This window comes from Paraburkholderia sp. J63 (assembly GCF_905220245.1).
Lineage (GTDB): Bacteria > Pseudomonadota > Gammaproteobacteria > Burkholderiales > Burkholderiaceae > Paraburkholderia.
Genome location: NZ_CAJMZF010000043.1, coordinates 1 through 12,764 on the forward strand (window position 1 = coordinate 1; position 12,764 = coordinate 12,764).

Below are 12,764 nucleotides of genomic sequence, written 5' to 3' on the forward strand. Positions count from 1 at the left end.
AATGTAATGTTTATGCACAAAAATGCTTGTAGGTATTTACCCCGAAATTACTGGTGGCGCGACGAATGACGGTCCTTGCCTAGCGGCTGGATTTCAGTGCAACGGAGCGGGCCATTTGCGGGTTCATCGTGGGCGTGAGAGAGGTCACGCTGGATGCGGACGAGTACATCAAGTTTGGGCCCGCGGTCGCACACATCCTTGGTCCGGCAAATCACGACGAGATGTCCGGCACGTTTTACGCGCGTTTCCTCGTGAAAGACACCGATGCCAGCGTCCTGTCTGCGCCAGGCTTACCGGCAGTTTGCCCTCGACACTGACGGCACCTTCGTCGATGACGCCACCGACTGGCTGCTCATGATGAAGTTTGCCGAAGTGAATGGGTCGGGCGGCGAATCCCGTCTGATGCATATTGACGACCGGGCAGAGCGGGACCAGTTCGTTGCAGATCCGCTTGGCGCCAAGCCGTTCGTCTACAAGGCTCCGGCTTCGGAAAACGTCGAACAGCGTATCGAGCGACCTGCCTTTTTCACTGCGAGTATCCGGGTATAACGTGGCAGACCTTGCAGGCATCGCATCGTTCTCTGGATTCTGGAAGATGCTGCGCAAAAATGGGCGATCCGGTCTGACCGAGGCGAAGAATTCGCTCTGGCGCGCGGAGTATCTTGAGTTGTGCTGAAAGTACTGTCCGGAGTTGAAACTCTCCACCCTTGAGCCTTATCCCGCGGGGCGTGCGTAGGCTGTGATGAAAGACGGCACGATGGTTCATGACTTCCTGATCCGTCGATCGACGCCAAATACGCACAAACGGGGAGGGCGTGGCAGCCTGACAACGGCGCAACGGCAAGCGTAGAGCTGTAGTGAAGGAACCCAAAAGGGCACGCGAGGCGTGCCTTCAGGCTAAGGGCCACCCCGGGCCTGTGGCATATCGCACGCTGTGCGCCGTTTGTTGATGCACAACTCATACCGGCACGGTGCATGCGAGCGGGGTGGCAGTCCTGTCCGCGCAATGCTGACAAGGCGTTTGCTGAAAGTCTCCGGAAAACTTATCGCAAGCCGTCTTCGCCCTTGATGTCGGCAGCAGCAAGCCCGCCAAGCCGCGCATGAATGCGGCCGCCGGTGGCCATTGCCAGTGCGAACGCGATTTCGTTTCGCTTCGGGCCATCCCATACCGTCAACTCGCAGGTACTGTAGTGGCTGCGAACGTACGATGCCTGGATGTGCCCGAGGGGGATCATCAGACGGGTGCCAAGGCCACCGACGGTTTTGGCGGCCGGTACCATCGCCTTCGGATTGCCGAGGGCTTCGCGCATCGCCCATCCGCCGGCCTCGTGCCACACCGCACCGTGTTCGATCTCACCGTCCTCGCCGACGATTGCCCCCTTACCGTAGGCCTCCACATTCTCGCGGCCGAGTTCGGCAACCAATCGCTCGGACAGCTCGCGACCCAGCTGGCGCAACTCCGCCATGAACGGAAGCAGATCCGCTTCAAATTTTCCGGCGAAGGGGTTGGCAACGATCGCGGTGGCCACGGCGATACGAAGCGGCTTATCGGCACGCGGGCCGCCTTCGTGCCAGGTCTCTTCCACATCCAGCTTGATCTTCCGCACGCTCACCAGGGACATCGCATTTCTCCAGGAAAAGGGGTTCGGGGTTCCCGACGCGGGACCGCACGAATGTCGTGCCGTCCCGCACTCAAAAATGACTTCTCAACATTATGCCTAAAAATTAGTTTTGTGCGTAAAATAAGTTCGAGCGAAATGACACTCCGCGCGAGGTGGCGAGTCCGAAGCTTCTGCGACGCAGCAGAACAGGCGGTCCGGCGTCGTTGCCTACGTTCAGGCGGGTAACCAAGAGGAAGAGACTGAATGAAACGCAATCTGATCGGTGGTGAGTGGGTAGAAGGCGCGTCGGTTCGCCTGAACATCAATCCTTCTGACATTGATGAGGTCGTGGGCGAGTATGCACAGGCGGATGCCAGTCAAACGCTCGATGCAATCGGGGCCGCGCGACACGCTCAGCGTTCGTGGGCGACTTCCGGTATTCAGGCGCGCGCGAACGCGCTTGAACAGATTGGGAGCGAGCTTCTTGCCAGGCAGCAGGACCTTGGTGCTCTTCTTTCCCGGGAAGAAGGCAAAACGCTCGCCGAGGGCGTGGCTGAGGTCGCCCGAGCCGGCCAGATTTTTCGCTTCTTCGCCGGCGAGGCCCTGAGGAGCGGTGGGGAAAAGCTGCCCTCGGTACGGGCTCAGGTTGACGTCGAAATCACGCGGGAACCCGTTGGGGTGGTGGGAATCATCACGCCGTGGAATTTCCCGATGGCAATTCCCGCCTGGAAAATCGCTCCTGCGCTTGCTTACGGAAACAGTGTTGTTTTCAAGCCCGCGGATCTCGTCCCGGGATCTGCGTGGGCGTTAGCGGACATCATCAGCCGTAGCGGAATTCCTGCCGGGGTCTTCAACCTTGTCATGGGCCGGGGAAGCATCGTCGGCAACGAGATTGTGAACTCTGCGGATATCCGGGCGTTGTCCTTTACAGGTTCGGTCGGAACGGGGCGGCACCTTGCCCAGATGGCAGCCATGAACTTCAAGAAGATCCAGCTTGAGATGGGGGGCAAGAATCCGCTTGTCATACTTGACGACGCTGATCTCGACATTGCGGTTGACTGCGCCATTCAAGGCGCGTTCTATTCGACGGGGCAACGCTGTACAGCGTCCTCGCGCTTCATCGTACAAAAGGGAATCTATGAGCGCTTCGTGGAACGCGTCGCCGAGGGTGTCCGCTCCCTGAGTGTGGGCCACGCGCTTGAGTCGACGACACAGATCGGCCCCGTCGTCGACGGAGATCAGCTCGATGCGGACCTGCAGTACATCGAGATCGGCAAGCAGGAGGGTGCGAAGCTCGTGTGTGGAGGCGAGCTGCTCGAACGTCGTACGCGGGGGCATTTTTTGGCGCCGGCTTTCTTCGCTGACGCCTCTGGCGAGATGCGCATTGCCCGCGAAGAAATTTTCGGCCCGGTCGCCTGCGCCGTTCCCGTTGGAACATATGAAGAAGCGCTCGAAGTTGCGAACGATAGCGAATTTGGACTCTCGGCTGGCATCTGCACCACGTCGCTAAAGTATGCCACGCACTTCAAGCGCCACATGCAGTGCGGCATGGCCATGGTGAACGTGCCGACCGCCGGGGTGGATTACCACGTCCCGTTCGGGGGCACGAAAGGGTCGAGCTATGGTTCGCGGGAGCAGGGACGGTACGCAGTCGAGTTTTTTACTACGGTGAAAACGGCTTACACCCAGGCGTAAGACGGCCTGGACCGCGCGCAGGCCTCACACAGGCTCCAGGAATTTGCTATCGAAAAATAAGTGCCATATAAATGTAGTGGGTGGAGAAAGCCAGATGGAGGCGAATAGGTCAGAAACCCTGAAGTTGAGGCTCATCTTGCACGCACGATATTTTTACGCATAAAATGGCCCAAGACCCGCACGAGCACCCACGATCATGGATTCGAACAAGACCACCAATGCAACAAGCGTGCCTCTGATTGATGTTGCCCTGTCACAAATGAAAACGGCCATCATTCGCTGCGAACTTGCGCCTGGATCACGTTTGAAGGTGGAGAGTCTCTCCAAAGCATACGGTCTGAGCAGTTCGCCGATTCGCGAAGCATTAAACCGGCTGACTCAGGATGGCATCGTCCAGGCAGCGGAGAATCGTGGATTCTGGGTCGCACCGATCTCAGTAGATGACTTCAGGGACATCAGCAGAATTCGTGTACTGCTTGAAACCGAGGCACTCGCTGACTCGATCGCCTATGGCGACGAAGAATGGGAGACTGGCGTACTCACTGCTTTCCACAGGCTAAGCATCGTCGAGAAAAAGATGGGAAGCGGTCCGGTGGCGCTCGACGATAACTGGTCAGATCGACATCGTGCTTTTCATATGGCCCTTCTGTCCGCCACGCCAAGTGGCCTGCTTGGCGGGATGGTGGGGTCACTCTTTGACCGCGCTGAACGATACCGTCGCTACTCGGCTTTGCATCGCTTAACCGGGCGAAATAAAAGCAATGAGCACGAGGTGTTAATGAAGGCCGCTATAGATCGCGACAAGGAAAAGGCAACGAGACTATTGCGCAGTCATATTGAAGGTACGCTTACTCGCGTTGTCGAAGCGCTTGAACGTCAGTCCGCATCGGTGCAATAGCTCGTTCCCGTAGTACTCCTCCGCCACAAGCAGGCTGGGATGCGATGCCAGCCAATCCTTTTCGTGACTTGTCCGTGTCCCGCAACATGTCGCGAGCGGGCATCTATTCGTCGCCACTTGACCCTTCGGTGTTGTGCATATCCAGTCCGGCCGTCGAAAAATAAGTAAGTCATCCAAACTAAAAGCGGTTTCCCCGGTGCTTGTTCACCGGGCTTTGTGCGCGATAATTGTCCTCATGCATATTTATTCGATCATTCACGTGATACGCAATTTGAACGCGAGCGGAGCGCAACGAACATGACAAGCAGACGAGTGGCAGTGATATCGGAGTTCGGAGATCCGTCCGTTCTCCGGATCGTGCAGGAAGACATTCCCGATCCAGCGGGTGACGAAGTGCAGATTCGCCAGTTAGCGATCGGCTTTAACTTCATCGACATCTATCAACGCAAGGGGGACTATCCGCTTCCCCTTCCCACGGGGCTTGGCTTCGAGGCGGTGGGTATTGTGGAGAAGATGGGAGGGAGCTTCGACGGCTTTAACCTGGGTGATCGGGTCGCCTACATGAATGCTGGCGTCGGTGCTTACGCAGACAGGCGCAATGTCGCAGCCGACAGACTGGTGCGGGTGCCGGACGCAATCGACAATGAGACAGCGGCCACAGTCTTCTTCAAGGGAATGACCGCGCAATATCTTCTTCGTCGCACTCATGCAGTTCAGCCTGGCGAACTCATCTTAGTGCATTCGGCGGCTGGGGGCGTGGGACAGGTTCTGTCGCGGTGGGCTACCGCCCTGGGTGCGCGCGTGGTGGGAGCGACAGGCTCGCCGCGCAAACGGCAGGCCGCGCTCGATGCAGGGTGCGTGGCAGTGGTGGACACAAGCCAAGAGGATTGGCCGGACGCGTTTCTCAAGGCGACAGATGGCGAAAAGGCACGTGTGGTTTACGATGCGGTTGGCAAGGACACGCTGGTTCGCTCGCTCGACTGTGCCGCGCCGTTCGGTCTCGTCGTGCTTTATGGGGCGTCCTCCGGCAAGGCGCCGGCCATTGATCCCGAATTGCTTAACAAAAAGGGCTGCCTCTTCCTGACCCGGCCGTCGGTCTTCCCGCACAATGTGGATCTCGCGCGATTCCGATCCAACGCGGCCGATCTTTTCGACGCTGTGACAAGAGGCCACGTCTCCGTTGAGGTAGGACAGCGATTCTCGTTAGATGATATCGCAGAGGCCCATCGTGCGGCGGAAGAGCGGCGAGCGAGCGGCGCGATCGTGATCCTCCCTTAGCATCCGGCAGTTTGCCCGTGCGAAGGCCAACCGGCGTGGAGTCCCGCTTCAGGACGTTGGGCGCCACGCCGACCGGACCGCCTCGCTAGTGAAGTTTGCTGCCGTGAGAATTCCCGTGTTCACCTATCCATTCTCTCCTTCCGCTAGCACCGGGGCCATCATTCCATTAGTTCGTATTCCTGATGTCATCCTTTGCGATAGTTTTTGGTCGGATTCACGAGAAGCGGGGATCGGAACTGGCCGGACTGCGGGAAACGCACATGATGCTGGACGCGTCTGGCTGAGTGATTGGCAGACTGGCCTTCGGTGATGATCCGCTCGACGCCTTCCAGGTCGGTCGCGGAACGGTCCATGCCTGCGACGACCGTGCCGCGCCGCATGACCACGATCCTGTCACAGACTTCGAAGACGTGATGCCGGCTATGCGTGATATAGACACAGGAATGCCCCTTTCGCCTGGCTTCACGGATGGAGCGCCGGACAGCGTAGGTTCAGGTCGCGAAGCGCACGGATATTGCCGAAGGACTTGAGGTGTTGCACCTGGCAACGGGAAGACTACAATTTATTACTGTCGCGCCCCGCGGCGACAAGTCGGTGTTCGCGTGCCTTCAATGGAGGTTCGTATGAGCTATCACCTGGAAGGTCGTCTGCTCGAAGTTTGCAACTGCAACGTGCTTTGCCCCTGCTGGATCGGCGAGGACCCGGACAACGGGACCTGCGACACCATTGTCGCCTGGCATATAGACAAGGGAACGGTCGACGGCGTCGATGTGAGCGGCAATACCATCGTAGCTGTCGCCCATGTACCCGGCAACATCCTGCAAGGCAACTGGACTGCCGCGATCTATGTCGGCGATCAAGCCTCAAAGGCGCAGGAAGAGGCGCTACTGAAGGTCTACACCGGCCAGGCCGGCGGACCGGTCGCCGACCTGGCCAAGCTCATTGGCCAGGTCGTATCCGTCGAGCGAGCACCGATTCGCTTCACTGTGGTCGCAGGCAAGGGCGAACTCGAGATCGGCACGAACTACTACGCCGAACTCGAGCCCTACCTCGGCGCGACCGGTGGCCAGACCATCCTGTCCGATACCGTGTTTTCGACAGTGCCTGGCGCCCCGGTGTTTGTCGGGAAGGCGCCGACCTATCGATCAAAGAACCCCGCTCTGGGCATCGATCTCGACATCAAGAACCACAACGCCCTGCAGAGCACGTTCGTCTTCGACGCATGAGCCCGATGGCTGGCCCAACGCCGTCCCGCGCCTCGTGCCATGTTCGCGTGTTCCTGCCGCTGTTGACTGCGCTGATTGCGCTCGCGTGGGTGGCGTTGTGGGCGTGGGCGCGCAGTCCGTATGGGCGCTATATCGAACACGGTGACTGGACAGCGTCGGGACCGGCGGCATTTCTGTGCCGGGCAGTTCCCGCAGCCGACGTGGTCGTGCCGGTGGTGCTCTACGCTGTCGCATGGATCCTCATGACAGCGGCCATGATGCTGCCCACCACCTTGCCGTTGTTCAATTCCTTCGACCGGTTGACGGCGGGGCGCCCTGACCATGGGTGCCTTCTTATGCTGCTTGGTCTGGGCTACATGACGGTGTGGGGCGCCTTCGGGCTTCTGGCGCATGCGCTTCACAGATCAGCGCTGTCCCTGCTCGCCAGCGTACCCGCCCTGGCCTGGCATGGCTGGCTGATCGGCGTCGCAGTCGTTGCGCTGGCGGGCGCCTTTCAGTTCAGCAAGCTCAAGTACCGGTGCCTTGAAAAGTGCCGCACACCCTTGAGCTTCGTCATCGAGCACTGGCATGGGCACGCGCAGGCCCGTAACGCTTTCGTGCTCGGCGCGCGGCACGGCCTGTTCTGCGTCGGCTGCTGCTGGGCGTTGATGCTATTGATGTTCGCGCTTGGTGCCGGCAGTCTCGGCTGGATGCTCCTGCTTGCTGCCGTGATGGCGATCGAAAAGAACGTTCCCTGGGGCAAGCGTCTCAGCGCGCCGCTTGGTGTGGCGCTTTTGTCGTGGGCAGTCATTCTGGTATGGACCCATGCATGAAGCGCGCGGTAGCCTGTTCACCTTGCGGACGACCCTCCTCACTGCCGTGGCGATGCTCGCCTTCGCGGCGAATTCGCTGCTGTGCCGGCTTGCGCTACAGCGCGAGGAAATTGATCCGTTCAGCTTCGCCGGCACCAGGCTGGTTTCGGGAGCGATCATGCTCGCCGTCATCGTGCGGTTCAGGTCAGAACGCCCCGCGCCCGGGCATGCCGACTGGCTCGCCGCTGCCATGCTGTTTGCTTACGTCGCCTTCTTCTCCTGCGCGTATCTCACCTTGTCCGCAGGCACAGGCGCATTGATTCTTTTCGGCGCTGTTCAACTGACAATGTTCAGCGTAGGTTTGCGCTCCGGCGAGAAGTTCGGATCGCTCGCGTGGCTCGGTCTTGCGCTGGCAGTCGCAGGGCTTGTCTACCTGGTGTCGCCAGGTATCACGGCACCACCGCTCGTCGGCGCGACGTTGATGGCGACCGCGGGCGTCGCATGGGGCGTGTACTCGTTGCGCGGCCGCGGAGTGGCCGATCCGCTTGCAGCAACGGCGGGAAACTTCGCGCGGGCGGCCCCGCTTGCCGTCCTGCTTGGCGTGCTGTGCATCACCAACGGCCGCGCCCACGCGAATGTGGCCGGGGTCGCCCTGGCGATTGCGTCCGGCGCGCTCACGTCCGGCATCGGGTATGTCATCTGGTATGCGGCGCTGGGCAGGCTTACGGCCATGCGAGCGGCCACGGTACAGTTGTCGGTGCCGATGATCGCTGCATTTGGCGGGGTGGGATTCCTGTCGGAGTCGATTACACCGCGCCTGGCTGCGGCTACCGCTGCGATCCTTGGCGGTATCGCAATGGTGCTTACCAGTAAGTCGCGTACGTAGCTTTACCCATGCCGGCGAACCGTGTTTTCGATCGCGCATGACTGGCCGCCGACATATGAGTTGCATCACAACGTTTTGCTGCGAACGGAAACAGTCGTTTTGACCCTTTATGTGCGCCGCGTCATGGGTTTCGTGTCAACCACGAATGTCTTGATAGCGCCCAAATGAGTGCCATATAGTACGTAATACTAATTGTAGAAAATGATGTCATAAAGGGCGCGAGCGGCAGGCTAGTGAAAGAACTCTTTGAGCTGTGAGAGCTTGTCAGGTATACGGTTTCGCAGGATGCTGACCACCAGATTCTGGGAGGACTGCAGGTGTATGCCATTGCTCCGTTCCAGGCGACCAGACGCGAGGCGGCCGCGCAACGGCTGAAACTCATCCAGATAAGGCTCATTTCAGAAGCGATCCACGTTGTGGCCGCACTGGGAATTGCCGATTTACTCGCCGATGGGCCAAAAAGCGTCGAGCAACTCGCCCGCGCGGCGGGCGCCAGCGCGCAGTCTCTTGCGCGTACGATGCGGGCACTGACGAGCTTGGGTGTCTTCTCAGAAGAGATGCCGGATTGCTTTACGGTGGGACCGCTGGGCGAATTTTTCCAGCGTGGTGCGGAGGGATCGTTGCACGCCGCGGCTCTATTCTTCGATGGAGAAGACGCGGCGGGCGTCGTCGAGCTTTTCGAGCACTGTGTCAAAACAGGTGAAAGCGCGACTCAAAACTATCCGGGACGTCCAGCTGTTTCGATTGGCTGCAGCAGAACCCTCGGCGGACGAAAGTGTTCAACGCCACGATGACAGCATTTTCGGCTCTTCATATGACCGGGGTGCTGGATGCGTATGACTTTTCCCCAGCGACCGAAATTGTCGACGTGGGTGGCGGACATGGAAGGATCATAGCTGGCATCCTGAAGCGCAACCCGGACATGCACGGCAAACTGTTCGATCTGCCTCACGCCTTCGCGGGCGGTCAAAGCACCCTTGCACAAGCTGGACCCAGATGCGCACGTGATTTCTTGCGACTCTCGAACGCGCAAACGTCGCGACACGCATGGGGTTGAGGTTGCGCGCGGCGTACGCCGCCGCAGGTTTGCCGGATCCCGAGCTGCGGCTGGAAAGTGCAGTTGGGGGTGAAGAAATCGCGTGGGCGTGGGCCAATGTGATCTGCGGGGTTCTCCCGCTGATGGAGCAGTTCGGTATCGCGACGGCCGCTGCGCGTACGCCGATGGCCAGCTCGTGCCTGCGCTGCGTGAGACAGGCCGTTTCGTAGACCAGGAACTATTTACGCCGTAGGACAACGCTCACCATCGTCGCCAAATCCATCAGGTGCTTGTTCAGTGATCTTGCGCTGCCGCTCAAGAATGTCGGGTGATCGTGGGCGCCTCTGCTGGTTCGACCCTGTTGCTCCGAACCTGGTCGGATGAGTTCACGCGACAGGACGGTGTTCGGCGAGTCACCTTTTGCGGGAGCCGGCGGGATACCGTGCGGGCGACTCTTACGCGCTCGACGAGCGCTACAGGCAACTGGAGGCGATGTGGCCGCGTGCGCATCATGTCCAGTCATGCAGGGGCAAATCCTGAACTTTGGGGGTCCTTTGTTGCCGAAATGCGACGCTAATGTCAAAGGGTCGTGATGGAATTCGGCGTAGGTTTTGGCGTAGCTTTTGTAAGCGAATCGTCACGCTTTCTGGCATGGACCAGTTCACCTGCCGGTCTTGGTGTTTTCCGCACAGGATCTCGCTTCCGAAAGAACAGAATTGTCGATGCCATTTCGGCATCAGTCACTCGCACGTTTGCACGAGTCAATTACTCAACGATATACGCCTGGTCAAGCGGCAAGAGCGCGCTTGGTAAAGGTAGGAATGCTTATCGAAAAAGCTGTTGGATTGCACGCTCAATTCGGATCCGCATGCGATTAGCCGACGCAAGCCACGCAGGCGTGACGCCAGCAAGCACGACCCAGGGTTTTCGCGAATGCGCTTTTAATTGACACCCGTATCAAATATGCTACATTTCCATCAAATTTGATAGGGTATCAAATATCCGGCCGCGCTACCGGGACAGAAGACGGCCGGTCGTTTTGTCGCGTGGGCGAGTTACCGGGTTCGTGCCGCGTGGAAGATGAGCCCACGTTGCGTTCTCGTTAGCTTTGGATTCCTACATAAATAAAAACTCAAACGGAAGCAGGTCGAGACATGGAGATCGGGATGAACCGTTGTGTGCGATGGCAAGTGGGCTTGGCGCTATCGACAGCCGCACTGGCGGCATGGTCGACGAACGCCTTGGCGACGGATGGCGCGTATTTCACGGGAAATGGCGCTTATTCGTCCGGTATGGGCGGCGCGGCGATTGCGTTTGTCCAGGATGTGGCCTCGGCCGTGGACAACCCGGCCGGGCTGGCGGAATTGGGCTCGCGAGTCGATCTCTATGGTATCGCCTTGCCGGTGTCCGCCAATGCCACGTTCGGCTCACCGGACAATCATCTGTATTCGCGCAAGGTCGTTGTCTCGCCGGGATTCGGCTTCAACTACCAGATCGCGCCGCAATGGACCTTCGGTGTGGCGATGACGGGCGCAGGAGCCGCATCGAATTACGGGCGTCCCGTCCTGCCGGTTCCCGGCGCCGGCGACGCCAAGGCCAGTCTCATCGTCGTCAACACGAGTCCCACGATCACGTACAAGCCGTTGCCCTATCTGTCGATCGGTGCGTCGCTCGTGATCGGCGTCGAGCAATTGCGTCTGAATGGTGTGCTCGCCCCGGGGGCGGACGGCGCGCTGGAACCGGTGCCCAGTCACGGCAATTCGGAAGCGATGGGCATCGGCGCGGGAATGGGCGTGCTCTGGACGCCCATTCCGATGGTCTCGCTCGGCGCGTCCTGGTTCAGCAAGACCTGGTTCACGCCGCTTTCAGGCTACAGGGACGACGTGCTCGCACCGAGCAATGGCCACATCGACAGCCCGTCCAGATACGGCGCGGGCGTTGCCATACGGCCGCTGCCGGGGTTGACGGTGGCGCTCGACTATCTGCGTATCGAATGGGCCAGTGCCGCGGGGTACAACACTGCGAGTACATGGGGCTATCGCAGCCAGAACGTGGGCCGTGTTGGCGTCTCGTACGATATCAACCAGAAATGGACGGTCCGTGCCGGTTATAGCTTTGCCAACAACAACGTAGATTCCAGCCATACCCTGGCAAACCTGTATGGACCCGGCATCAGTCCCCGCGCGGTAACGGTCGGCGCAACCTACGCCTTCGATAAAAACAATCTCTTGACCGCGGCCTTTGAGTACGACATTCCGACGACGATCATCGGCACTGGCCCAAGTACCGGTGTGAACATTCACGCCAGCTATCAGGGCTACACGATCGGGTACACGCACAAGTTCTAGCGCGCACAGATTCCGGCGATCGCGGGACGTGGCGCGCGACGTCGGAGCCATAAAAAATATGGCCGGTTCGCGCTCGCCGAAGCCGGTCGGAAGACACCGGAGGCCGCCGTGCGTGATTTCCGGTGTCGCGTCATGAGCGACGCGTTTTACGCGGAGGAGGCGCGTCGGAGGGCGAGTTCGCCAGCCACGTCTCGAATCCGTCCAGCATCAGTTGCAGGCCGGCCTCGAGTCTTCTTTCACTGTCGATCTTCGCAAACGGCCCCACCAGAAACGCCGCTCCAGGCACATCCTTGCGATCGAACCTGGAGACGTATCCGGTGATGAAGTCCTTGTGCTCGCCGGGAGCCTGCCGATTGGCCAGTTCGACGCTGATGCTCGTTACGAACATCATGGTCAGGTCGTAGGCGAGTGCGGCTTGCGTGGGGGTAAAGCCAGCGTGCTCGAGAATCCGGCCGAGATGGTCGAAGTAGGCAAGCCCGTAGTCGGTCTCTCCCGGCTGGACGCGCTGGAACAGCCGGAACCGGTTTTGCGTCGCGATATAGTTGGCAACGCCCGGCCAGCGCGCGAGCGTTTTCAGCGTCGAGCGGCACACCCCTTCGAGGTCGGCGCGCCAGTCGCCGGTGACCGGCGGCAGCGCCATCACGCGTTCCTGGAAAGCGGCGTTCAGCACCGCGCTGAGCAAATCGTCCTTGCTGCCGACGTAGTAGTGAACCAGTCCTGGCGCCACCCCCATTTCCCGGGCGACGCGAACCATCGACACTTCGGAGATCGACTCCTTTTGCGCGAGCTCGATCGCGCGCCGGATCACGGCGTCGCGCGAAAGGTCGGCCCCCGGCGCGTCGCTTTTTGGCCGCCTGCCGGCGCGGCGCGGTGCTGGCGGGCTCGTTTCTTCCGGGGCAATTTTGGCTGGCTTCATAGAACAGGGTAAACGATAGGGCTCGTTCCACACGTTTAATTTGACAGGGTCTCAACTCTAGCACTATTCTCTGCTCATGGAAATTTGAG

Annotated in this window: 14 protein-coding genes; 11 read left to right on the forward strand and 3 right to left on the reverse strand. The window is 59.8% G+C overall.

Features of this window, described 5'->3' with window-relative positions; genetic code table 11:
* Window positions 1-134 precede the first annotated feature (134 nt).
* Complete coding sequence (locus tag U5775_RS31420; protein WP_322062023.1) at window positions 135-317, forward strand: carbon starvation induced protein CsiD; 183 nt, start codon at window positions 135-137, stop codon at window positions 315-317.
* Entirely contained in the window at window positions 265-549 is a 285-nt protein-coding gene (locus tag U5775_RS31425) for a carbon starvation induced protein CsiD (RefSeq protein ID WP_322062024.1), read from the forward strand. Before U5775_RS31420 ends, U5775_RS31425 begins: the two co-directional genes overlap by 53 nt.
* A gap of 494 nt (window positions 550-1,043) precedes the next feature.
* On the opposite strand, the gene U5775_RS31430 is transcribed toward U5775_RS31425, so the two are convergent.
* A complete protein-coding gene (locus U5775_RS31430; protein ID WP_322062025.1) occupies window positions 1,044-1,622 on the reverse strand; it encodes an amino acid synthesis family protein in 579 nt (192 codons plus the stop codon).
* A gap of 243 nt (window positions 1,623-1,865) precedes the next feature.
* Here U5775_RS31430 and U5775_RS31435 point away from each other — a divergent pair, with 243 nt between their 5' ends.
* From U5775_RS31435 to U5775_RS31445, 3 genes are all read left to right on the forward strand, one after another.
* A complete protein-coding gene (locus U5775_RS31435) occupies window positions 1,866-3,296 on the forward strand; it encodes an aldehyde dehydrogenase family protein (protein ID WP_322062026.1) in 1,431 nt (476 codons plus the stop codon).
* Window positions 3,297-3,492: 196 nt separating this feature from the next.
* On the forward strand, window positions 3,493-4,194 hold the full coding sequence (locus U5775_RS31440; protein WP_322062027.1) for a GntR family transcriptional regulator: 702 nt from the start codon (window positions 3,493-3,495) through the stop codon (window positions 4,192-4,194).
* A 297-nt stretch (window positions 4,195-4,491) separates the two neighbouring features.
* Window positions 4,492-5,472 carry a quinone oxidoreductase gene (locus tag U5775_RS31445; RefSeq protein ID WP_322062028.1) on the forward strand — a complete coding sequence of 327 codons (981 nt, stop codon included), beginning with the start codon at window positions 4,492-4,494 and terminating at the stop codon, window positions 5,470-5,472.
* A gap of 185 nt (window positions 5,473-5,657) precedes the next feature.
* Here U5775_RS31445 and U5775_RS31450 read toward each other — a convergent pair whose 3' ends face one another.
* Entirely contained in the window at window positions 5,658-5,852 is a 195-nt protein-coding gene (locus tag U5775_RS31450) for a hypothetical protein (RefSeq protein WP_322062029.1), read from the reverse strand.
* Window positions 5,853-6,095: 243 nt separating this feature from the next.
* Between U5775_RS31450 and U5775_RS31455 the strand changes: the two genes are divergently transcribed.
* The 6 genes from U5775_RS31455 (at window position 6,096) to U5775_RS31475 (ending at window position 11,759) form a co-directional block, all read left to right on the forward strand.
* On the forward strand, window positions 6,096-6,698 hold the full coding sequence (locus U5775_RS31455; RefSeq protein ID WP_322062030.1) for a DUF1326 domain-containing protein: 603 nt from the start codon (window positions 6,096-6,098) through the stop codon (window positions 6,696-6,698).
* Window positions 6,695-7,510 (forward strand): DUF2182 domain-containing protein, encoded by an 816-nt coding sequence (locus U5775_RS31460; protein ID WP_322062031.1) that lies wholly within the window; start codon window positions 6,695-6,697, stop codon window positions 7,508-7,510. Before U5775_RS31455 ends, U5775_RS31460 begins: the two co-directional genes overlap by 4 nt.
* Window positions 7,503-8,375 (forward strand): DMT family transporter, encoded by an 873-nt coding sequence (locus U5775_RS31465; RefSeq protein WP_322062032.1) that lies wholly within the window; start codon window positions 7,503-7,505, stop codon window positions 8,373-8,375. The genes U5775_RS31460 and U5775_RS31465 overlap by 8 nt, the downstream gene beginning before the upstream one ends.
* A gap of 317 nt (window positions 8,376-8,692) precedes the next feature.
* The gene (locus U5775_RS31470; RefSeq protein ID WP_322062033.1) at window positions 8,693-9,169 is read left to right on the forward strand and encodes a methyltransferase dimerization domain-containing protein; all 477 of its coding nucleotides are present in this window, start codon (window positions 8,693-8,695) and stop codon (window positions 9,167-9,169) included.
* The gene (locus tag U5775_RS39585; RefSeq protein ID WP_415913696.1) at window positions 9,151-9,432 is read left to right on the forward strand and encodes a methyltransferase; all 282 of its coding nucleotides are present in this window, start codon (window positions 9,151-9,153) and stop codon (window positions 9,430-9,432) included. Before U5775_RS31470 ends, U5775_RS39585 begins: the two co-directional genes overlap by 19 nt.
* A 1,133-nt stretch (window positions 9,433-10,565) precedes the next feature.
* Window positions 10,566-11,759: an OmpP1/FadL family transporter gene (locus U5775_RS31475; protein WP_322062034.1), complete on the forward strand. Its 1,194-nt coding sequence runs from the start codon at window positions 10,566-10,568 to the stop codon at window positions 11,757-11,759.
* Between the two features lie 130 nt (window positions 11,760-11,889).
* On the opposite strand, the gene U5775_RS31480 is transcribed toward U5775_RS31475, so the two are convergent.
* On the reverse strand, window positions 11,890-12,675 hold the full coding sequence (locus U5775_RS31480) for a TetR/AcrR family transcriptional regulator (RefSeq protein WP_322062035.1): 786 nt from the start codon (window positions 12,673-12,675) through the stop codon (window positions 11,890-11,892).
* Window positions 12,676-12,764 lie beyond the last annotated feature (89 nt).